Genomic DNA, 22,307 nt, shown 5'->3' with positions numbered 1-22,307 from the left:
ACTTTATTAGTATTTATCGATTACAGCAGCAACCATAGCAACGTAGCAACTATCATTAATCCCAATATCGTCTGGATCAAAAAGAACGCCTGATGCTGCCCTACAACTTTACTTAAAGTCACCCCTAGCGTACTGTATTTGACAGGAGGCGTATCAACGTTACCTGTTCTTCTTGTTTGCTCTTCATAGTAGCCTTGTAGCACGTCCAAGAACTTCTGCCACTCATTAGAATCCCACTCATACGGCTTAAATGGCATTAACTTTTTAAGCTCAGGCTCTTTAGTCATCCAACGTTCAAGGGTAATCGAACGTAATGACCAACCGGCAAAACGACGTTTGGTAATTTCAGAAAAATCTAAAATCTTCAATTCTTTATGTCGATCATCTACCAACAAACGATTTTTTAGATTGGTTAGTGCCTGCTCTGATCCCTCGACACACTGTAAAAAGTAGCCATTGCCATAGCAAAGAATACCCGTGACATTATCTATTTGATTGCGTTCAACCGCGGTCTCTGAGATATCATTAAGCGTGCTAGGACTTGAAAGACCAGTAGAGGTAATCCGGCTTATATATACAAGCTGGCAGAGATCTGTCGTTACTGGATTTGTTGAATCGTTGATTGTTGACAATCAGCTTCTCCCTATTATCAGGTAAATGTCGCTAAAACAATCATACTAACTTCAGAAAAAATATATAGACAACATAACTAATCGTAATGAATCGGTCTGATATATTATTGATTTTATAAGTTTTTATATTAATTGTATTAAGTTAGTTACATCATAGGTTAGTTTGGTCATTAAAGCAACCTATTACTGGACATAGGCCCGCTCAGACACAAAAAACATATGTAATAACCATATTATATTCCAAAGTAGATTATATATATTCTCGGTATAGGTTTTAGTAATAGATTATTTTTGAATTCATTAGTTTTTAAGAATAGTATAGAAAATTTTAACGAGGATATAGTGGCTACTGAAGCCATAGTTCTTATCATGGCCATTATTAAGCATAAAAGGAGTAAAACTGATGCTCGTTAGCGGAAGCAGAGTTGAAACTAAGACTGAAGCGCCATAATCGCTGTTAACAGTACTGCATCATCAGGATAGGTTAGTTTTATATTCTGGCGACTACCAGAGACTAAGCGTATTGGTAAACCTAGTTGTTCAAAAGCACTGGCTTCATCTGTGATGCTTAGCTGATGTTCAAACACATGATTTAGGACTTTTTTTAGCTGACCTAAGCGGAATACTTGCGGGGTTTGTGCTTGCCACATGTTGCTACGATCAATAGTAGATTTGGTATAAGAATGTGGACGACTCTCTTCTGCGGAGGTAGCTTGCTGATAGGAAGCTTTTAACGTATCGGCCACTGGTGTCGCTAGAATAGCGCCGTAAGGCTCCAGCATCGCTGCTTCAATCACTTGATCGATATCTACATTCGGTACAGCGGGACGTGCTGCATCGTGAATAAGCACCAAATCTGAATCATCAGCACCTGTCTGACTAATTGCTTCAACGCCTGCTTGTACTGACTGCCAACGCTCTGCTCCGCCGACTGCATAGCGTACAGGAAGTGCAAACTTTAGTTGTTGAGCCGTGCTGTCATCGGCTGATATGACCAATAGACAATTATCGATGTAATCGTTACAAGCAAGTCGTGCCACGCTATGCTGCAACAGCGTCTGACCTTCTAGCATTGTATATTGCTTGGCGATAGACGCACCAAAACGGCTGCCGCGACCAGCTGCGACGATCATGGCATGTATATTAGGGGTTGTATTCATAGTAGTGTACTCATGGTTTGAGCCCATGACAGTATATGTAAAGAGGAATAAAGCAGGTGTCAAGTATGATGAATGGTGTCAGATAACAACATTATGATGCTGCATCATGAAAATTAATTCATGTCGTAAAAGTTAGTATATCCGTGAAAGTTAGTGTATTTATAAAGCTAATAGTTGCTGTGCGTGGTTGGTGCGGTGGATACTTGGACAAAAGTCTCATTCGGTTTGATTAAACCTAAATCTAAGCGAGCATGCTCTTCTACGGCCTCAAGCCCCGTTTTCAAATCTTGAACATCGGTGCGTAATAGATTATTTGCCGCAACTTGATTGTCATTCAAACGTTGTTGCTCTTCGATTTGAGCTGTCAACTTATTGTGTTCAAAACGACCGTTTTCACCCAACCAATACTGATATTGCAATCCTAAAAGCACTGCAACGGCTAAAGCAAGTAGTATAAATTGGCTAAAATATTTCATAAGGTGATAACGCCAAACGGTATAAAAGAAGATAGTAAAATTTAAGCTGATTAGGCGATATACAAATGATTATATATCACCCAAATATTGACTTCAGCTAATGAGTCTAGGCTTTTCAACGTATATTACGCTAAAAAGCCAGTCAGAAGCTTAGCCACGTAGACCAATAAACTCTTCACGGCCACGGTAGCTTGCACGTACTTGCTGCTCGATACGTAGCAATTGGTTGTACTTCGCTACGCGGTCTGAACGGCATAGTGAGCCAGTTTTGATCTGGCCTGCCGCTGTACCAACTGCCAAGTCTGCAATGGTGCTGTCTTCAGTTTCACCTGAACGATGTGAAATGATAGTTGCATAGCCATTTTCCTTAGCCATATAAATCGCATCTAGCGTTTCTGACAAGGTGCCAATTTGATTAAATTTAATCAAAATAGCATTGGCAATGTGTTTATCGATACCTTCTTGCAAGATTGCAGGATTGGTTACGAACAAATCATCCCCAACCAATTGGACTTTATCGCCAATTTGTTCGGTCAGATACTTCCAACCATCCCAATCTGACTCATCAAGACCATCTTCGATAGAGATAATAGGATACTGACGTGCCAGCCCAACTAGGTAATCTGAGAACCCTTGGCTATCAAAGGCTTTATTACCTTCGCCTGCTAAGACGTATTGACCGTTTTTGTAAAATTCACTAGCTGCACAATCTAGCGCAAGATGAATATCTTCACCAGCTTTGTAGCCAACCTGCTCAATCGCTTGCATGATAACCGTGATGGCTTCTTCGTTGCTACGTAGGTTCGGTGCAAAACCACCTTCATCACCAACGGCAGTGTTTAAACCTTGTGATTTTAATACTGACTTTAAGCTATGGAAAATTTCTGTACCAGCACGTAGCGCTTCTGAAAAGCTAGTGAAGCCTACAGGCTCAATCATAAACTCTTGGATATCAACCGTGTTGTCCGCGTGCTCGCCCCCGTTCAAGATGTTCATCATCGGCACAGGCATGGTCAACGACGTTTGATTACGTAGATTGGCAATGTATTGATGCAATGGCAGATTCTGTGACTTGGCTGCCGCTTTGGCCGTCGCAAGTGACACAGCTAGCATGGCATTAGCACCCAAGCTTTCTTTGTTTTCTGTACCATCTAGCGCAATCATGGCATCATCAATAGCCTGTTGCTCAGTCACATCTTTGTCAATCAAGGCACTGCGAATTTGACTATTGACATTAGAAACGGCTTTTTTGACGCCTTTACCCATAAAGCGGGTCTTGTCGCCATCACGTAGCTCAAGCGCTTCACGTGAGCCTGTTGATGCGCCACTTGGAGCAGCAGCACGGCCGACAGTACCGTCAGCTAAAATAACATCAGCTTCGATAGTTGGGTTGCCGCGCGAGTCTAAAATTTCACGAGCGCGAATGTCTTTAATTGCGGTGACGTTGTTGGTTTCTTCAGCGTACATAATGTCTGTTAATTCCTTTGGTCATGCCAAGTTTGTGAGATAAATAACGGCAGCTAGCATACAAAAAAGATAAAGCAAAATATCATATAGCACGTAATCCTAAAAACCCTTTATACCTTTCTATCTTGTAGCTATCGTTACCTAGCAATTAGAGGGATATAAAGCATATTAATAGTCGGCTATAGTGCTTGGCATCATAGCATATATTTTACCAAACTTCCCTTATCTTACACCGACTTGCCGTCATAAAAACAATCTTATAGATACATATATGCGATGCCTGTCTGTTTTATATTTATAGAAGCTTAAAGCAAATATGATAGCTACCCTTTTGCTAAACGCTCTTTATCCGTATGAGAGGTGGATACCGTATTATCTAACTCAACCTCTGTCTTAAACCGTGTCAATCGTAGTGCATTCATGAGTACTGAGATGGAGCTAAGCGCCATAGCAGCGGCAGCAATCATCGGATTCAAAAATCCAAATGCAGCAAGCGGAATACCAAGACAGTTATAAATAAAGGCAAAAAACAGATTTTGTTTAATATTGCGCAGCGTTGCTTGAGCGATTTTTTGTGCCGCATCGATATGCATGAGCGACTCACCCATTAGACGTGCAGAGGCACTATGCTGAGCGACATCAGTCCCCTCAAACATCGCAAAACTGGCATCGGCAGTAGCCATCGCTGGCGCATCGTTGACGCCGTCTCCTGCCATCGCCACCTTATGACCAGCAGTTTGCAATAGTGCAATTTGACTGGCCTTGTCACGCGGGCTCATATTGCCATAAGCCTTATCAATACCCAACTGCCCTGCTACATGATCGACAACGGACTGCTTATCACCACTCATCAAGATCACATTGATACCCGCATCTTGTAGTGCATTGATTGCTTGCGGGGTATCTGCTTTTAGATCATCTGCTAGGGCAAACGCGCCTAATGGCTCATCATTAATACTAATCGCAACGGTACTGGCAATTTGCCATACTTTTGGCATAAATCTTGGCAACGTCAAGTTCGCAAACTCTGCCGTACCCACTTTTACTAATCCAAGCCCTTCGATATTTGCTTGTATACCAGCACCTTTTATCACACTGATATCGGTCACATTAAATAGAGACAGTTGACGTTCTTTAGCCGTATTGACGAGAGCAGTTGCTAGTGGATGACTGGCATGCGCCTCGACACTGGCCGCAATCTGCAATACATCGTCCACAGCAAGCGACTTATCCACCATGACATGATCGACGATAGTAGGTTTACCAATAGTCAATGTACCTGTTTTATCGAGTACTACTGTATCGATATTACCTGCTGCCTCAAGACTTTGTGCATCCTTGAACCACACCCCATGACGCGCGGCAACGCCCATACCAGCCATGATGGCCGCTGGCGTGGCCAAACCAAGCGCGCAAGGACAAGCAATGACCAACACCGATACTGCGTGCATTAGTGCAGTATCAACCATACCTGTCAGCCACCATGTGACCCCAAAAGTAACCAACGCAATCGTTACCACTACGGGGACAAAAATAGCCGTTACTCGATCCGCGAGACGCGCTAGATTGGCTTTTGAACCTTGTGCATCACTCAATGCTTGCACCATATCACCCAGCTTAGTATCACTGCCCTTCGCACTGACACGGTATAGCAGACTGCCATTCTCTACCAAGGCACCTGCCAGCAATCCATCGCCTTGTTCTTTTTTGAGAGCTACCGACTCGCCAGTTAAATGACTCTCCACGCACCAGCCGCTGCCTTCTATGACGGTACCATCTGTAGCGACACGGCTGCCTTGTTTTGCACGTAGGACGTCACCTACTTGTACATCAGATAACGCAATATTATGAAATTCACCATTTGGCTGCTGCTGCTCTACTTCATCAGGTGTCAATGACAATAATAAATCAATACTGTTTAGGCTGTGCTTCTTGGTACGTTCCTCAAGATATTTACCTGTACGTACAAAGGCAATGACCATCACCCCTGCTTCAAAATATACGGCTGGGCTATTACTCGCACCGTGTTCGCCCAAATGCCCACTTTGCAATAGACTGTTTAAAGTACCATCGCCATGCGTGAGCCAAAGATAAGTCGAATACGCCCATATCGTCACTGTACCAATGACTACCAACACATCCATATTGGCAAGGCCGCCCTTTATAGATGCCCATGCGCTCTTATAAAATGGTAACGCTAAACCAAACTGTACTACAGTCGCTAAAATAAATTGAACCCAGACTGGCGGCATCCACGCCATGCCAAAACCCGTCAACATACCTGCCATACCCACCAAGAATGGCACCAAACAAACCCATAATCCGATCAAACGCCATGGGTATTGAGTGGCGGTATCTTCGTCAGTCTGAGCAAATAACCTATCGGCTGCCTGCACATTAGCCACAAAGCCCGTTTTATTCACCCACTCTGTCACCTGTTCAGGCGTCGTCTGGGTTGGATCATAATCAACATTGGCAGTCTCGCCAGCAAAACTCACACTCACTTCATACACCGAAGGCTTTTTATTCAGCACCTTTTCGATTCGTGAAGCACAGGCCTGACACGTCATGCCATCAATCGCCAACTGCAGATGCGCACGTTGCGGTGCAAGTGGCGTATTTGATTGAATGTCAGTCTCGACATCGTAGGATTCATCACTAGTGGTACGGGTAGTATCATTCATAAAAATAACTCTTTATAGCGTCTATATACTCATAGAAGCCATAATAAAATATCAGTGGATTGACAAAAAAATCAAATGAAACAAGTAAAACACGATAACAATCAGTATGAATACGCTGTTTAGGCTATCCAGTTAGTATAGACAGACATATTGCAATATATTCAGGTAGCGCCTATTAGATGGTCACAATCATCATCTATTCAAGTAAGCCTCAATCATTTAGTAAATAGCAGCAAACTAGGACAGCCATGTACGTAATCTATAATCAGAATTTTTAACCATTAAAAAACCAGCTATCATGCCAGTAATAACATGGTAGCTGGTTTTGTAGATAGATGACGACATTTATGAATTAGCGACAGTCGCCTCAAATCCAGCCTCATCAATGGCCGAAGCAATCGCTTCTGCACTGGTTTTGCTATCATCAAAGGTGACCGTCGCTAGATTGTCAGCTAGATCAACGGTGATCGTATCTAAACCGTCAATGTCGGCAGTAGCAGTATGTACACTTGCCACACAGCCGCCACAAGTCATGCCATCAATTTGAATAATACGTGTTTGGCTTGCCATGGTTGGCTCCTTATTTTTATTAGTGAAAAGTAGCCTTGATAGCTGTTCTTCAATATTTACTTCTCAAAACCTATCAAAGTACCACTAAACAAGCATAAGCCCTATTATCCTCGACAACAAGACCGTTTGGTTGTTGCTTTATTAACGAGATGCTATTAACGAAACAGTAACTTATTAATAAGAACATAAAAGAGCGCGTCGACAAATTTATAGCAATAGCTATTTGTAATTATAAATCGTTATGGTGCGGGTTCTGCGGTGAATCAATCGGAAATGGCTGAGTCACATAGTCAACCATACTAATCGCTGCTGTTAAGGCATGGATACTAGTATCTGTATCATCATAGCTTACCGTTGCGACATTATGCTTAGGATCCAAACTAATAGCCGTCACGCCTGAGATGTTTTTAAGAGCGGTCATCACACTATCTAAGCCTTCTGCATCATCGATATTTTCGATGCTTACTTGCGCCATTTGAATTGCCATTGTATAGCCCTCTTATTACGTACCGTATCAATGAGTATCCAATACTTCAAAACCTTTGACCAAATCATCAATTTGCTTAAGTTGACGTAAGAACGGCTCTAGTTGGCTCATACGCAGCGCACATGGACCATCACACTTTGCAGTTTCTGGGTTTGGATGCGCTTCTAAAAATAACCCTGCCAATCCTGTAGCCATACCTGCACGGGCAAGCGTTGTAATCTGCTCACGACGTCCACCAGCACTATCACTACGTGCACCTGGCTGTTGTAAGCTATGCGTCACGTCAAAGAATACCGGTATATCCATCTGCTTCATGGTATCAAAACCAAGCATATCGACGACCAAATTATTATAACCAAAAGCACTACCACGCTCACAAAGTATGAGCTTATCATTACCACCCTCTAAGCACTTATTGACGATATGACGCATCTCGTGAGGAGCTAAAAACTGCGCCTTTTTAATATTAATAATGGCATCTGTTTTTGCCATCGCATGCACTAGATCCGTCTGACGTGACAAAAATGCAGGTAGCTGAATAATGTCAGCCACTTCAGCGACTGGTGCTGCTTGATGTGGTTCATGCACATCCGTGATAATCGGTACTTGGAATTTTTCTTTGATCTGACCTAGCCAATCGATACCCTGCTCTAAACCAGGCCCACGATACGAATGCAGACTTGATCGGTTTGCTTTATCAAAGCTCGCTTTAAAAACATAGCCAATACCCAAGCGCTGGCAAATATCAACATACTGCTCAGCAATCTCAAATGCCAATTCTTTGGACTCTAAAACATTCATACCACCAAACAATACAAAAGGCTGGTCGTTACCAATTTTAATCGTATCGTTGTTAGGAGTGTTGAGCGTGATATGTGATTGTGCGGTCAATAGGTTTTCCATGAAGCCATTACCTCTTATTTTGTTATTAATATCTCTGTCCCATATTGTAACCGATAGGCCGATTAAAAAAAGTATGCAAGCGTAATTAGAGATTATTAATGAGGATATTGACTTGTTAATAACTACTAGCAGTTTGGATTAAGCAAAAAAAGACCAATCCGGAGATCAGTCTTTTTTATAATAAACGCTTTCACTTTGCACTACGTTGTAAGGAGTTACTTTATGATAAGAACTATTTTTTTTCGCTGTGGTTCTTAGCCGCTTTTACAAAGCTATTAAACAGTGGATGACCACCACGTGGTGAGCTAGTGAACTCTGGATGGAACTGTACAGCAACAAACCATGGATGCTCAGAAATCTCAACCGACTCTACCAAATGCTGCTTGGCAGAATAACCAGATATGGTCATACCTGCTTGCTCTAGCGGCTCGATATAACGGTTATTCATCTCATAGCGATGGCGATGACGCTCAGTGATATTGCTTGCACCATAAATTTGGCTTAGCTTACTACCAGAAACTAACTCTGCTTGCTGTGCGCCTAGACGCATCGTGCCACCAAGGTCTGAATCATCACTACGAATCTGTAGCTCGCCGCGCTCATCTAACCACTCAGTGATCAGACCAATGATAGGCTCAGCGGTCTTACGATCAAACTCAGAAGAGTTGGCGTTAATATTAAGTACATTACGTGCATACTCAATCACAGCCAACTGCATACCAAGACAAATGCCTAAATACGGAACGTTGTTTTCACGAGCATAAGTGATGGCTTTTATCTTGCCCATCGTACCGCGCTCACCGAAACCGCCTGGTACTAAGATAGCATCAGCATCATTTAGCTGCACAAGTAAAGTATCGTCATCTTCTAGACGTTCAGCATCGATGTAGTCAATCTTCACGTCGGCTTTATGAGTGATACCTGCGTGAAGCAATGCTTCGTTAATAGACTTATAAGCATCTGGTAGCTCAACATATTTGCCAACCATCGCAACAGTCACTGTTCCTTCTGGATTCAACTGTGCTTCAACCACTCTGTCCCAATCGCTTAAATCAGCTTCAGGCACATCAAGACCGAAACGCTCACAGATTAGATCATCAAGATCCTGCTCGTGTAATGTGCGCGGTATCTGATAGATACTTTGTGCATCTTCACACATAATGACCGCACGCTCTTCAACGTTAGTAAATAGCGCAATCTTGCGACGGTTGTCTTGTGAGATATGATGATCAGAGCGGCAGATTAAGATATCAGGCTGTAGGCCAATAGAGCGCAGCTCTTTTACGGAATGCTGCGTTGGCTTGGTTTTGGTCTCACCAGCACTAGCAATATAAGGCACTAAAGTAAGATGCATTAGCATGGCTCTATTACGACCAAGCTCTACTTGCATCTGACGTACGGCTTCCATAAACGGAAGTGATTCGATATCACCAACGGTACCGCCAATTTCGATAATAGCGATATCATACCCTTCGCCACTGGCAAGGATTTTGTTTTTGATTTCATCAGTAATATGCGGAATAACCTGTACAGTACCGCCTAGATATTCACCACGGCGTTCTTTATTCAAAACGTTCTGATAAATACGACCACTAGTAAAGTTATTACTCTTACTCATTTTTGAGTGACGCAAGAAGCGCTCGTAATAACCCAAATCTAGATCGGTCTCTGCGCCATCTTCAGTGACGAATACTTCACCATGCTGAAACGGGCTCATTGTACCTGGATCAACGTTAATATACGGATCCATTTTGGTCATCGTGACAGTCACGCCACGTGCTTCTAAGACCGCTGCAAGAGAAGCTGCGGTGATACCTTTTCCTAGTGAGGACACTACCCCACCGGTCACAAATATAAACTTGGTCATAGTACTCTGTCGGTAATTGGTAAAGAAGGATTTTACTAAAAATACGCCACAAAATATAGGGCAAAAGCGCAAACTCTTTAAAACACTCAGTTTTTAACGCTTAATTGTCATAAGTGCGTAATCATCGTAAATACGTAGCTATTATAACCCACTGCGGCTTTAAAAAGGTCACAACAAAAAAACTCACCCCGAAGGATGAGTTTTTTATAATACGTTTTCTAATGTTTAGATTAGAATTTGTATTCTAGACCAGCACCGACCACGAAGACGCTAGCATCACCACGCGCTCTGACAAGAATATCTTTATCACCGTCATCTTGACCAGCAATGAAAAGATCATTTTTTAAGTCTGCAGTGTTATTACCGACATAAGCATGTGCAATTATATTCTTTCTAAAGCTATATTTACCGCCTACGACGATTTGATCTGAATTATTTTCATTAATGCCTCTTAAGTTATCCGTTTTATTGTACTGTGCATATATTGAGGCTGGACGAGCGAGGTTACTTAGACCCATCTCAGCACTTAATATCAATCCTTTTTCAGTTTCATTAGTATCATCAAAATCAGCTTGTTGGTATAGAGCGCCCACTTTTACTGGATAAGCAACATAATTACTTAGATCGACAGTAGCCGTCCCACGGATCATATCGCCGCCCGTATTAGTACTACTGGGATTTTTAGTAGCCAGATCACTCTGATAAGCAACACCAGCCGTAAAGCCATTGCCTGGATTAAATAGTAATGAGGCACCATAGCCGCTGTCACGACTATTATCGTCAGATATAAAGTCTTCATCAGCACCATACTGCAACGCAAGCTCTAATGGTAACTCATTGTATTTAGGCGCTTTCCAGACGATAGAGTTATTAACTCGGTAACCATCAGCTAAGGTTAAAGCATTGGCTAGTGTATTTTTGCTTAAACTACTAGCACCCACATTGTCCCAGTAACCTTCATTGACCGTGACATTATCGATATAATCAACGACTGAGTAGTTACGACCAAAGCGGAATTCGCCAAGGTCTTTATTCTTTAGACCCAGATAAGTATCACGGCTTTTAAAACCGATGTTACTGCTGCCACTATCATCAACCTTGATTCCATACTCTAATTGGTAGATCACATCAGTATTGGCAGTCATGGCTTCAGAACCTTTGAAACCAATACGTGAAGATTTTGATGCGATTTCTACTGAACTGTTGTCTTCATTAATGCTTATACTACTATCGTCCATAGCTTCTCGTTCGAATGAAGCATTGACATAGTTGGCGGTAACAAATGCTTTGCCATAAACAGTCGGTGCCGCTTGAGCTGTAGATACTAATAGCATTGCGACTGATGAGGCTAAAAATAGTTTTTTCAAAAGACATCTCCACTTTACAATTTTTTTGATAAATTGGCTAAGATTGGCCGATATATATAATAGCAGGGTGACTACCCTATAGAACATTTATATATATGAGCTAGAAGCATTACTTAGACACAACTTTACCAACCAAATATTACAGTAAGGTGAAAAAACCAAAATTTACACAAATGTTATTATTAATTTTACGGATTCTGTTATTTAAGACACGCTGTTGTTCAAGACACAGTATTGATTACAAAACAAAAAAACCCACCCCGAAGGATGAGTTTTTTATTTAGATTCTAATGGTTAGATTAGAATAAGTATTCTAGACCGCCACCGATAGCGAGTACATCAATATCACCACGTAAGTCGATTTCATTAACATTGCCGTCTTCGTCTCTCGAACCAAAACGACCATTGTTTAATTCCGCTGAATTTAGACCAGCATAGGCATGAGCGATCATATTATTTTTAAACGCATATTTGCCACCTACAACGACTTGATTTGAGTCATTATTCTCAAGACCACTGATATTGTCGGTTTTGTCATACTGAATATAAACAGAGGCTGGACGGGCAAAATTCGAAAGACCCATTTCAGCACTCACCACTAAACCGTCCTCTGTTGCAGTAGTAGTACCGGCATAGTCAGCTTCTTGATATAGAACGCCTAACTTTACAGGAGCTGCGATATATTTACCTAAATCGACGCTAGCACTGCCACGGATAATATCACCACTAACACTCATGTCTTGCTCATAAGCAATACCAGCGGTAATGCCTGTACCTGGATCAAACATCAATGAGGCACCATAGCCTGCGTCACGATCACTCTCAGATATAAAGTCTTCATCAGCACCATACATCAGCGCAAGCGCTAATGGTAGGTCATTGTATTTAGGCGCTTTCCAAACGATTGAATTATTGATACGGTTACCAACGGTCGGGGTCAAAATATTAGCAAAGCTGTCGTTGTTGTTCAGAGTACTAGAGCCAAGATTATCCCAATAACCTTCATTAACTGATACGTTATTGATATAGTCAATGACTGTGTAGTTACGACCAAAGCGGAATTCACCGAAGTCTTTATTTTTTAAACCTAAATAAGTATCACGACTTTTGAAGCCAATGTTATCGCTACCACTATCATCAACTTTAACGCCGTACTCTAATTGGTAAATTACGTCAGTGTTGGCCGTTATCGCTTCAGAGCCTCTGAAGCCTAAACGTGAAATATTAGAATTAACTTGTAATGAACCGTTGTCTTCATTAATTCTGTTATTATTATCCATATTCTGACCATCAATTTCAGCATTAACGTAATCAGTAGTAACGAATACTTTACCATAAACGGTAGGTGCTGCCTGTGCTGCAGATACAGATAGGGCGGCGATTGCTGTCGCTAAAAGTAGTTTTTTCATGGGGTATCTCCACTTTACAATTGTAGTAATGAGCAAGCTATTATTAGCTGGCGCCCATAATGGTATCGTCACAAATCCTCAAAGATATAATGTGTAACTGGCTACCGAGATTAGTCAGAAACAAGTGTGGCGAATTTCTATTACAGTAAGGTAAAAAACCATGACACACATGACTGGGATTAAACAACGCAACTGCCATGTAACGTTTGGTCTTTATTGCTCCGTGCGTAACATCCGTTACCAAACTCATACTTCGAGTACAAGCATAACAACTTTGACATAATTTGCAACATATTTTTTTGCCTTTTCGATACATCTATTATCAAATAACAGATACTTTATTTTACTTGAACGATTGTTAAAAAACTTCCACTTACTCAATTAGATACAAATAATATTGGTTAATACAATTACTAATATTCTTAAATTTTTATAATAAACATCGAAAAATAGTCCAAAATAAAGCGCTATTTACTAAAAAATAAATAGCGCTAATTAAGAAGTTAATAATCCATTTGAGCAAATTTATCAGTTACAAATAAGCAAGACTGACTGGCATACTTGCTCATCAAGTATGCTCAAATACCTGTCATATTTAGTCTATTGTTCTAAGCGTTGGCTTTAAGATCCAAACGTGCTTGATGCAACAATGGTTCAGTATAACCACTAGGCTGCGCGCGTCCTTTGAATACTAGATCACAGGCGGCTTTGAATGCATAAGAGCTATCAAAGTTATCTGCCATTGATTGATAGTCATCATCGCCTGCATTTTGCTCATCAACGACCTTGGCCATGCGTTTCATCGTATCCATCACTTGCTGCTCACTAACCACGCCATGATGCAACCAATTAGCAATATGTTGGCTTGAGATACGCAAAGTAGCACGATCTTCCATGAGACCTACATCGTTGATATCAGGCACCTTGGAGCAACCAACGCCTTGATTTACCCAGCGTACGACATAACCCAAGATACCTTGAGCATTGTTTTCAAGCTCTTGCTGCTTTTCTTCATCAGTCCAATCGGTATTTTTCGCTAATGGAATGGTTAAGATGTCATCCAAGCTAGCACGCTCGCGTGATTTTAGCGTGTCTTGTACATCAGCTACGCTCACTTGATGATAGTGTATGCTATGCAAGGTAGCGCCCGTTGGTGATGGTACCCACGCGGTGCTAGCACCAGACTTAGGATGAGCAGCCTTAGTATCCATCATCTCTTTCATTTCATCAGGCTTGGCCCACATACCCTTACCGATTTGCGCACGACCTTGTAGGCCTGTCTCTAAGCCGATATCGACGTTCCACTGCTCGTAAGCAGGCTGCCATGCTTGCGACTTCATCTCGCCTTTTGGTACAAATGGACCTGCATTCATGCTGGTATGCATCTCATCACCAGTACGGTCTAAGAAACCTGTGTTAATAAAGATAACGCGCTCTTTGGCTTGGCGGATTGCTTCTTTTAAGTTGACCGTCATACGGCGCTCTTCATCCATGATGCCGATTTTGAGCGTATTGCGCTCTAGACCTAACAGGTCTTCAGATGCATTAAATAAGTCATTGGCCATTTTAACTTCTTCAGGACCATGCATTTTTGGCTTCACGATATACATTGAGCCTTGACGTGAGTTTGATAGCTCGTTTTTACCTTTAATATCATTAAGTGATAATAGTGGCGTGATTAGGCCATCCATTAAGCCTTCAAATATTTGCTCTTGACCATCACCTAGATCGACTAAGATGGCAGGGTTCTGCATTAAGTGACCGACGTTACGGATTAATAATAGTGAACGACCCGGCAAGATCAGCTTGCCACCGTCTGGTGTGTTATATTCACGATCTGGGTTTTGCTTACGTGTACGCGTCTTGCCACCTTTTTCAAAGGTTTCCTGTAGGTCGCTATTCATCAAGCCAAGCCAATTACGATAGACTTCGACTTTTTCTTCTGCATCTACCGCAGCGACTGAGTCTTCACAATCCTGAATGGCTGTCATGGCTGACTCAAGCAGTACGTCCTTGATGTTTGCTGGATCGTCTTTACCCACTGGATGATTACTATCGATTTGAATCTCAGCATGCAAGCCGTTGTTCTTTAACAGCACACCTGTAGGAGCTTCAGCGTCACCGACAAAGCCGACAAACTTAGCCGTATCTTTTAGCTCAGTACTGCTATCACCTTGTACGACTTCTAGCTTGCCATCGATTACTTTAAAACCAGTCACATCATTGTAAGAGCCTGATGCTAATGTAAAGTGCTTATCTAAGAACGCTTTAGCGTAAGCCACAACAGCAGCACCGCGAGTAGGATTATAGCTGCCACCCGCTTCTTGACCATTGTCACTGCTGATAACATCGGTGCCATACAAAGCATCGTATAAGCTACCCCAACGTGCGTTGGTCGCATTAAGCGCATAACGAGCATTACGAACTGGTACGACTAGCTGCGGCCCTGCGATGTGCGCGATTTCGTCATCGACGTTTTTGGTATCAACCGTGAATGCTTCGCCTTCAGGTAGCAAATAACCAATTTCTTGTAAAAATGTCTTATAAGCTGGATAATCGATTTCGCCATCTTTTGCAGGATTATCTAGATGCCATTGGTCAATCTGTGCTTGAATCTTGTCACGAGTTTCCAATAGTGCTTTATTGCGCGGGGTAAACTCTTTAATAACCTTTTCGAAACCTGACCAATAATCGTCTGAATCCACACCGACTTTCGGTAATACTTCGTTTTCAATAAAGTCATATAACTGCTGATCGATGGCAAGACTGCCTTTTTGAATACGATTGGTGTTAGAAGACTGGCTCATATTGTTATCCTTATCTGTTCGTGAGGGGTACTAATACTGAGTGGTGACAGTAACTGTTTAAGATTTTTTAATCTTGTGAGGTTTAAAAGTTCATATTTCATTCATTGTGGAATCTTTGATTCTCTAATTTTTCTACGAAGATATATTTACAAATTTAATGTTCTAATAAAAGGTAACTTATTAATGTCAGGTTTACTCTTTACTAATAGTGAATCATAAAAGTAAAACGAAATGCTTAAAGAGCAAAATCTCATCCTACTATCAAATAATAAAATTAACAAGGAAACACCATTCACTAAGTAAATACTTAGGCTGTTTAATAATGATAGTCTATAAGTGGCCTACTCTAGGAGCTATAATCATCATCTAGAAATTAGATGCAGCAAAATTAATATAAACAGTAAGTAATCATTGATACCTTTAATTATGCTTAACCGTTATCTATTAATAAATACCTATTGGTGACTGTCGGTTATTTAGCATCGTATCTAGGTCAGACTAACGATATAATTACTGGTATTACTATTCATAAATAAAGCTTCCTTAGACTATGACTATCAATCAACAAGACCTCACGACATTACAATCAACATCAAATACTATAAATAACGATAATATCGAGAAAAATTCTGTCGAAGAAAATATCTCTCAAACTGTAAATAATAGTGCTGAAGAAGAGCTGCCTGAAGAAGATAGCATCGATATTACGCATCTGCGCACTCCTATAAAGGTAGACTTATCTCCTGTTTACAACTTTTTAGGTGCTCGAACCACGCAAGCTTGGGTAGATGCCGCGATTAAAAACCTACCTATGATCATTCAAGATCATGCTAACTGCGAAAAAAAGGCCGCTGGCACCGCGATGAATTTGATATTTCGTTATGAGTTCTCGTATGACTTGCAGCGTAAACTCGCACAGCTGATACGTGAAGAGATGCTGCACTACGAGCAAGTACTGGGTATCATGAATGAGCGCGGTCAGGAATGGAAATACCTAAGTGCTGGGCGCTATGCTAAGGGGATGTTGAAGCACAAACGCACTTACGAGCCAGCAGCGATGGTTGATGTATTGATAATTGGGGCATTTATTGAGGCGCGCTCTTGTGAGCGTTTTGCCACTTTGGCCGAAGTCATCGATGATGAGCGTTTAGCAAAATATTATCGTTATCTACTCAAGTCAGAGAGCCGTCATTTCGAAGATTATCTTGCACTCGCTCAATCGTTATCAGATGAGAATATAGACGAGCGAGTCGCGTTCTTTAAAGAAGTAGAAGCTGAATTAATCAGTAGCCCAGATGCTGAGCTACGTTTTCATAGTGGCACACCTGCTTAAAGCCCATGCCTTACCTAAACCTATTACCTATTACCTATTACCTATTACCTATTACCTATTACCTATTACCTATTACCTATATAATGTAGAAAGTAAAAATGTAGGAAGCAAAAAAAGGCACTGTGTTTGATACGAGTTATATACTCTTACCAAACACAGTGCCTTTTTATCTATATACAAATGCCTAGTTATGTACAAATACTAATAGCTATTGATATAGTTAATTTTTACTTGTCATCTTCCATCAATGGACTGTCATACTGTTTGTTACTCTTAGCGACATTATGCGGATCATGATCTTCTGTAGCCTTTTCTGCTGCGGCTGGATTTGCTTTCTGTAATGCATCATCAGGAACAATACCATTATTGTCATCTGCATCTTTCAAATTATGATCGTTATTGACGCTTTCGTTATGTGAGTTATTCATTGGTACTCCCTACTATGATAATTACTCGTCTAACCCAAGAAACACTATATATCTTTTGAGATTTAAACCCATTTAGTCTTTCTCATCAGGATTTAAGATACGGGTTTGTGCGTTATCAATATTGGCATAACGATTTAAATCATTAATACCCTCACTCTTGGGTGCTGCACTACCGACAGTATCTTCATTGATATTGTCATCAAACGCGGTACTGCCCTCTTGATCACGGCGATCTGGTTGACGCGCTGGATTGTCATTATCATTTACATGTTCTGAGTCGACAACAGACTCATCAAAAGTATCAGTTCCTTTGTTCTCAGTAGTATTTCTTTCAATTGCACTATGATCATCAGATCCTAGTACCTTTGTCTTGTCTATTGCTGAGTCTTTGGCTTGCATTATCATATCCTCTTTTTATATTTATAATTTTGTCGATTTGGTTAGCCCGCTGTTAGCTATACTCCTTTACTCATTACCTTTTTGGCTCAAGTCGTAGGCACTTAATTCTGCTGCATTCTTGCCACCTGCTGGAAGATTTTCTTCTTTACGTGGATCAGCATAAACTTCGTCAGTCTCTTGCGAGTCTTGCTCAGGGCCATCAATTTCAGGCTTGTGCTTGCGCCCTGCGTAGCTATCTTTAGGGTTTTCTAACTCATTAGCAGCAGGGTCATCCACGATTACTTTTTCTTCTGTTTCCGTTGCTACTGGTGTTACTGGTTCTTGCATAGTCATGGCGTATCCCTCGCTTTATTATTAATTATTAGGACGATGTTCGATGTTATAGATTACTTATCAGTACGTAGATCATCATCAATAAAAGGCGTTTGCTCTTCTTCACTTAATGATTCAGGGGCGTCGACTTTTTTATTCTCTGCTAAGTTTTTCTCAACTTCCTGACCATTTACCTGTTCTGCAGCTTGTTTTATATCTGAATTGTCATCATTAGTAGTACTCATGGTTTATTTCCTATTATCATGATTTGATTACATGGTTTTAAAACATTAAATCGATATACGTTTTGAACTTGTCCCAACGCCCAAATGAGTAACCAATACTTATCAAGTAGCGTCAGAATTGATATTAATTATAGGTATGACCTTGGGTAATGCACCAGTGTACTGCCGTATCAATATGTGAATAATTGTGAGGTTGCAAGTCAGTTTGTAACTTTTGCAATTGGTGAGCAAAAAAAACCAAGCACCAGTATTTACCAGTGCTTGGTTAGATATATAATCGAATAGCTGATTATCGCCTAAAGGTATCTTTGCAAATTAGCTAGACTCTTCGACACGATTAATCGTTTTTAATAAATGCTCTTGTGCGACGTGTGGCTCCTCACCTGCTGCTGGCTGTAATTGCTGCCAAACGCCAGTGCCATCAAGTGTCCACGCTTGCGTATTATCCTGTAAGTAGTTAATTAAGCCATCCTGATAAATCTGCTTAAATAGCTTCTTGTTCTCAATCGGGAACGCCACTTCTACGCGATGGAACAGGTTACGATCCATCCAGTCTGCACTACCGCAGTATAGACGCTCATCGCCATCATTATAGAAATAATAAACGCGCGTATGCTCTAAAAACCGTCCGATAACAGAGCGTACCGTGATGTTTTCAGACAGTCCTTTTACTTGTGGACGTAAACAACACATAGACCGCAAAATAAGCTCGATCTTAACGCCTGCCTGCGAGGCATCATATAACTTATCAATGAGGCGGCGCTCAGTTAGCGCATTGGCTTTGATAATAATATGAGAACGTTTGCCCGCTTTGGCATGAGCGATTTCATCATCGATAAAGCTCATTAATTTCTCATGCAAAGTAAAGGGTGCATGTAGCAGTTTTTTGAGGTTGGCAGGCTTACCCATGCCGGTTAGCTCTTGGAATATCTTGTGAACATCTTCTGAGATATCAGGATCTGCACTAAACAGACCATAATCTGTGTAGACCTTGGCATTTGCCGCGTGATAGTTACCAGTACCCAGATGCACATAACGACGGATTCGGTCGTCCTCGCGGCGTACGATTAGCATGAGCTTGGCATGGGTTTTGTAACCGACGATACCGTAGACCACGACCGCGCCTGCTTCTTGTAGATAGTTGGCAACTGCGATATTAGACGCTTCATCAAAACGCGCACGCAGCTCGATGACGGCCGTGACTTCTTTACCATTACGAGCGGCGGCGGCAAGTGCTTTGACAATTTCTGAATTGGTGCCTGAACGATATAGCGTTTGTTTAATCGCCAATACTTTGGGATCGCTGGCAGCCTGCCAAAGTAAATTGATAATCGGAGAAAAGGCATGAAAAGGATGATGAACAAGCACATCGCTCTTACGCATGGCAGCGAACATACTGGTCGATTTATCTGACTTATCCATTTCTCGGCGAAATGCCTTTGGCACGACATGAGTAAATGGCTGGTAGCGTAGCGCAGGAATATTAAAGTCAAACAGCAAGCGCGTTAGGTTAACTGGACCATTGACACGGTATAGCTGATTGTCATGCAGCTCAAACTCATTGAGCAGATACTCACTGATGTGCGTTGGGCAATCGGTTGTGACCTCAAGACGTACTTTATCACCGAAGCGACGGTTTTCAAGCTCGCCTTCTAGTGCTTTGGCAATGTCTTCGACATCATCGGCCAAATCTAAATCGGCATTACGTGTCAGCCTAAATTGATGACAGCCTGTCACACTCATCCCAGGGAATAGCTCACCGATATGCTCATGAATAATAGCGGATAGCATCACATGATGCTCTTTACCACCAGTCAGTTCATCTGGCAGACGAATCACACGCGGTAGACTGCGTGGCGCAGGTACAATCGCCAAGTTGATATCGCGTCCAAAGGCGTCTTTACCTTCCAAGGTAGCGATAAAGTTTAAGCTTTTATTCACTAGACGCGGGAATGGATGCGCCGGATCAATACTAATCGGCGTCAATACGGGTACGACTTGCTCCGTAAAATAACGCTTCATCCATGCAGACTGCTCAGCGTTTAGCTCATCACGTTTGAGATAGCGAATATCTTCGAGCGCAAGCGCTGGCAAGATGTCCTCATTGAGAATACGGTACTGCTCACTGATTGCGGCATGAGTGATAATAGATATCTCGTTTAGCACTTCGCTAGGACGCATGCCATGAGCACTGGTCGATACATCACCGATGTTGAGCTTTTGCATGATGCCAGCGACACGAATCTCAAAAAACTCATCGAGATTGGATGAAAAAATAATCAAGAAAAACAAGCGTTCAAGCAGTGGGTGACGTGAACTAGATGCCTGCGCTAATACTCGCAGATGAAACTGTAATAAAGACAAATCACGATTGATATAACTGCTCGGTGAATAGCTGCCATCTGCTGAGCGTTGCCATTCAATTTCGGCCAAGTCATTCTGGCTATTATCTACACTAATCTCTTCACTAATATTGTCATTAGCGCCATCTTCAACATTATTAACGTCAATCATATCGTTAACATCACTACTGCCCTGATTACTAGTCATCTCTACCACGTCACTACTCCTTTTGCGTTATCGATACGCCATCATCTTTTATCGTTCTGTCTTTTCTAGGGCATGTCCTAGTCTTATTCGAAATAGCCGATCCTACAACATTCGATCCTATAATCTAGGGCGTGTCCTCAATTCAAACGAGTGTCCTCTAAATGGGCTAAAAACAGCTAAATTTTGCCAAACATCGTCAAATAGTTGGTCAATATCTCGATATTATCTGCACTATTTTCCTTGTTTGACGGCAATTTATCTCATTTTTATCACCATTTTTATCACCATTTTTAAAATGAGGACACGCCCTAGCCCAACCCTCATGCTCTATATTTATGAAGCTGCTTGCGGTAATACGGCATTTTTCATACGTTTTTTGATAATACGTTGCTTATTACGCAAACGCTTATCACCTTGATTGTCTTCGTAGTACTTTGGATTGGTAAGCATCGCAATCAGAAGTGCTGACTCATCTCGGTTTAGATTGGCCGCAGACTTATCGAAATAATGATGCGCTGCTGCATCAATACCATAGATACCATTACCAAACTCCGCCACATTTAGGTAAGCGGTCATAATGCGCTGCTTATCCCATAGCGTCTCAATCATCACAGTGATGACAGCCTCTTCCGCTTTACGCACATAAGAGCGATGCGAGGTGAGGAACAAGTTCTTTGCCAATTGCTGAGTAATCGTTGAACCGCCAGCAGACATTTTGCCTGTCTCTTCATTTTTCTTTTGTGCCGCTTTGATACCTTTAAAATCAAAACCACTGTGCTGACTAAACGTCGAGTCTTCACTCACAATCGCCGCTTGCTTGGCAGATTTGGCAATCGCATCATATTCAGCCCATGTCTGAGTGACTGTGCCGCCCGTTAGGCGATGCGTCAACATAAACATGCTGTTGTTAATTGGCTGTGTTTTCCAAATTAATAGTAGCCCAACGACCAATATATGGAATGCGACAACCAATAGCATAATTGCCAATAACAGACGTTTGATAAATGTGCCAAAACTTGCCATGCGCGATATCCGAGTGGTTAAAAAAGTAATAAGATAAGGTAGATACTCTATTAATGACTATGAGACATCAACTAAGAATCGATGATTATAAACGGGCCATTTATAGCCAATCATTAACTGCTGAGCATTCGTCATTAATAATGATCAATAGCAGGTCATCTTACCTAATCTCACAATCGCTGTCATTA

Annotated in this window: 19 protein-coding genes; 1 reads left to right on the top strand and 18 read right to left on the bottom strand. The window is 41.5% G+C overall.

The annotated features are described in order from the left end of the window. Window positions 1–20: 20 nt before the first annotated feature. The 12 genes from ACI2IW_RS09615 to ACI2IW_RS09560 form a co-directional block, all read right to left on the bottom strand. Window positions 21–632 (bottom strand): BLUF domain-containing protein, encoded by a 612-nt coding sequence (locus ACI2IW_RS09615; RefSeq protein WP_404693510.1) that lies wholly within the window; start codon window positions 630–632, stop codon window positions 21–23. A gap of 431 nt (window positions 633–1,063) precedes the next feature. Further along, window positions 1,064–1,792: a 2-C-methyl-D-erythritol 4-phosphate cytidylyltransferase gene (gene ispD / locus ACI2IW_RS09610; RefSeq protein WP_404693509.1), complete on the bottom strand. Its 729-nt coding sequence runs from the start codon at window positions 1,790–1,792 to the stop codon at window positions 1,064–1,066. A 167-nt stretch (window positions 1,793–1,959) separates the two neighbouring features. Beyond that, on the bottom strand, window positions 1,960–2,268 hold the full coding sequence (locus ACI2IW_RS09605; protein WP_057761172.1) for a septum formation initiator family protein: 309 nt from the start codon (window positions 2,266–2,268) through the stop codon (window positions 1,960–1,962). Window positions 2,269–2,418: 150 nt separating this feature from the next. Then, a complete protein-coding gene (gene eno / locus ACI2IW_RS09600) occupies window positions 2,419–3,735 on the bottom strand; it encodes a phosphopyruvate hydratase (protein WP_102093070.1) in 1,317 nt (438 codons plus the stop codon). A 323-nt stretch (window positions 3,736–4,058) separates the two neighbouring features. Further along, window positions 4,059–6,419, bottom strand: coding sequence for a heavy metal translocating P-type ATPase (locus ACI2IW_RS09595; RefSeq protein ID WP_404693508.1), 2,361 nt, complete (start codon window positions 6,417–6,419; stop codon window positions 4,059–4,061). Window positions 6,420–6,764: 345 nt separating this feature from the next. Next, window positions 6,765–6,989, bottom strand: a complete 225-nt coding sequence (locus tag ACI2IW_RS09590; protein WP_404693507.1) for a heavy-metal-associated domain-containing protein — start codon at window positions 6,987–6,989, stop codon at window positions 6,765–6,767. A 229-nt stretch (window positions 6,990–7,218) separates the two neighbouring features. After that, the gene (locus ACI2IW_RS09585) at window positions 7,219–7,476 is read right to left on the bottom strand and encodes a heavy-metal-associated domain-containing protein (protein ID WP_404693506.1); all 258 of its coding nucleotides are present in this window, start codon (window positions 7,474–7,476) and stop codon (window positions 7,219–7,221) included. A 27-nt stretch (window positions 7,477–7,503) separates the two neighbouring features. Beyond that, complete coding sequence (gene kdsA, locus ACI2IW_RS09580) at window positions 7,504–8,379, bottom strand: 3-deoxy-8-phosphooctulonate synthase (protein ID WP_201571001.1); 876 nt, start codon at window positions 8,377–8,379, stop codon at window positions 7,504–7,506. A 232-nt stretch (window positions 8,380–8,611) separates the two neighbouring features. Next, on the bottom strand, window positions 8,612–10,246 hold the full coding sequence (locus ACI2IW_RS09575; RefSeq protein ID WP_404693505.1) for a CTP synthase: 1,635 nt from the start codon (window positions 10,244–10,246) through the stop codon (window positions 8,612–8,614). Between the two features lie 230 nt (window positions 10,247–10,476). Next, window positions 10,477–11,613 carry a porin gene (locus ACI2IW_RS09570; protein WP_068036869.1) on the bottom strand — a complete coding sequence of 379 codons (1,137 nt, stop codon included), beginning with the start codon at window positions 11,611–11,613 and terminating at the stop codon, window positions 10,477–10,479. 299 nt (window positions 11,614–11,912) lie between these two features. Continuing rightward, window positions 11,913–13,022, bottom strand: a complete 1,110-nt coding sequence (locus ACI2IW_RS09565) for a porin (protein WP_102077670.1) — start codon at window positions 13,020–13,022, stop codon at window positions 11,913–11,915. Between the two features lie 608 nt (window positions 13,023–13,630). Further along, on the bottom strand, window positions 13,631–15,829 hold the full coding sequence (locus tag ACI2IW_RS09560; protein ID WP_404693504.1) for a malate synthase G: 2,199 nt from the start codon (window positions 15,827–15,829) through the stop codon (window positions 13,631–13,633). A gap of 550 nt (window positions 15,830–16,379) precedes the next feature. Here ACI2IW_RS09560 and ACI2IW_RS09555 point away from each other — a divergent pair. Beyond that, complete coding sequence (locus ACI2IW_RS09555; RefSeq protein ID WP_404693503.1) at window positions 16,380–17,162, top strand: tRNA-(ms[2]io[6]A)-hydroxylase; 783 nt, start codon at window positions 16,380–16,382, stop codon at window positions 17,160–17,162. Window positions 17,163–17,389: 227 nt separating this feature from the next. Here the strand turns inward: ACI2IW_RS09555 and ACI2IW_RS09550 are convergent, their stop codons facing one another. From ACI2IW_RS09550 to mtgA, 6 genes are all read right to left on the bottom strand, one after another. Beyond that, on the bottom strand, window positions 17,390–17,590 hold the full coding sequence (locus tag ACI2IW_RS09550; protein WP_102093063.1) for a hypothetical protein: 201 nt from the start codon (window positions 17,588–17,590) through the stop codon (window positions 17,390–17,392). Between the two features lie 72 nt (window positions 17,591–17,662). Continuing rightward, a complete protein-coding gene (locus ACI2IW_RS09545; RefSeq protein ID WP_102092250.1) occupies window positions 17,663–17,989 on the bottom strand; it encodes a hypothetical protein in 327 nt (108 codons plus the stop codon). A 66-nt stretch (window positions 17,990–18,055) separates the two neighbouring features. After that, window positions 18,056–18,322 (bottom strand): hypothetical protein, encoded by a 267-nt coding sequence (locus ACI2IW_RS09540; protein WP_102093062.1) that lies wholly within the window; start codon window positions 18,320–18,322, stop codon window positions 18,056–18,058. Between the two features lie 53 nt (window positions 18,323–18,375). Continuing rightward, window positions 18,376–18,546, bottom strand: a complete 171-nt coding sequence (locus ACI2IW_RS09535) for a hypothetical protein (RefSeq protein WP_185156594.1) — start codon at window positions 18,544–18,546, stop codon at window positions 18,376–18,378. Between the two features lie 315 nt (window positions 18,547–18,861). Next, window positions 18,862–21,096 (bottom strand): polyphosphate kinase 1, encoded by a 2,235-nt coding sequence (gene ppk1, locus ACI2IW_RS09530; protein ID WP_404693533.1) that lies wholly within the window; start codon window positions 21,094–21,096, stop codon window positions 18,862–18,864. A gap of 333 nt (window positions 21,097–21,429) precedes the next feature. Then, complete coding sequence (gene mtgA / locus ACI2IW_RS09525; protein ID WP_102093061.1) at window positions 21,430–22,119, bottom strand: monofunctional biosynthetic peptidoglycan transglycosylase; 690 nt, start codon at window positions 22,117–22,119, stop codon at window positions 21,430–21,432. Window positions 22,120–22,307: the final 188 nt, after the last annotated feature.

This window comes from Psychrobacter sp. NPDC078501, from assembly GCF_044900935.1.
In the GTDB taxonomy this organism is placed as follows: Bacteria; Pseudomonadota; Gammaproteobacteria; order Pseudomonadales; family Moraxellaceae; genus Psychrobacter.
The sequence above is the reverse complement of the archived record's forward strand: the minus strand, read 5'-3'. Positions and strand labels throughout refer to the sequence as shown.

Bases quoted from the DNA above. Each gene is read 5' to 3' on its own strand.
- ACI2IW_RS09595 (WP_404693508.1), bottom strand. From the start codon at position 6,419: ATGAATGATACTACCCGTACCACTAGTGATGAATCCTACGATGTCGAG.
- ACI2IW_RS09575 (WP_404693505.1), bottom strand. From the start codon at position 10,246: ATGACCAAGTTTATATTTGTGACCGGTGGGGTAGTGTCCTCACTAGGA.
- kdsA (WP_201571001.1), bottom strand. From the start codon at position 8,379: ATGGAAAACCTATTGACCGCACAATCACATATCACGCTCAACACTCCT.
- mtgA (WP_102093061.1), bottom strand. From the start codon at position 22,119: ATGGCAAGTTTTGGCACATTTATCAAACGTCTGTTATTGGCAATTATG.
- ACI2IW_RS09535 (WP_185156594.1), bottom strand. From the start codon at position 18,546: ATGAGTACTACTAATGATGACAATTCAGATATAAAACAAGCTGCAGAA.
- ACI2IW_RS09555 (WP_404693503.1), top strand. From the start codon at position 16,380: ATGACTATCAATCAACAAGACCTCACGACATTACAATCAACATCAAAT.
- ACI2IW_RS09565 (WP_102077670.1), bottom strand. From the start codon at position 13,022: ATGAAAAAACTACTTTTAGCGACAGCAATCGCCGCCCTATCTGTATCT.
- ACI2IW_RS09545 (WP_102092250.1), bottom strand. From the start codon at position 17,989: ATGCAAGCCAAAGACTCAGCAATAGACAAGACAAAGGTACTAGGATCT.
- ACI2IW_RS09585 (WP_404693506.1), bottom strand. From the start codon at position 7,476: ATGGCAATTCAAATGGCGCAAGTAAGCATCGAAAATATCGATGATGCA.
- ACI2IW_RS09540 (WP_102093062.1), bottom strand. From the start codon at position 18,322: ATGACTATGCAAGAACCAGTAACACCAGTAGCAACGGAAACAGAAGAA.
- ACI2IW_RS09550 (WP_102093063.1), bottom strand. From the start codon at position 17,590: ATGAATAACTCACATAACGAAAGCGTCAATAACGATCATAATTTGAAA.
- ACI2IW_RS09560 (WP_404693504.1), bottom strand. From the start codon at position 15,829: ATGAGCCAGTCTTCTAACACCAATCGTATTCAAAAAGGCAGTCTTGCC.
- ACI2IW_RS09590 (WP_404693507.1), bottom strand. From the start codon at position 6,989: ATGGCAAGCCAAACACGTATTATTCAAATTGATGGCATGACTTGTGGC.
- ispD (WP_404693509.1), bottom strand. From the start codon at position 1,792: ATGAATACAACCCCTAATATACATGCCATGATCGTCGCAGCTGGTCGC.
- ppk1 (WP_404693533.1), bottom strand. From the start codon at position 21,096: ATGACTAGTAATCAGGGCAGTAGTGATGTTAACGATATGATTGACGTT.
- ACI2IW_RS09605 (WP_057761172.1), bottom strand. From the start codon at position 2,268: ATGAAATATTTTAGCCAATTTATACTACTTGCTTTAGCCGTTGCAGTG.
- eno (WP_102093070.1), bottom strand. From the start codon at position 3,735: ATGTACGCTGAAGAAACCAACAACGTCACCGCAATTAAAGACATTCGC.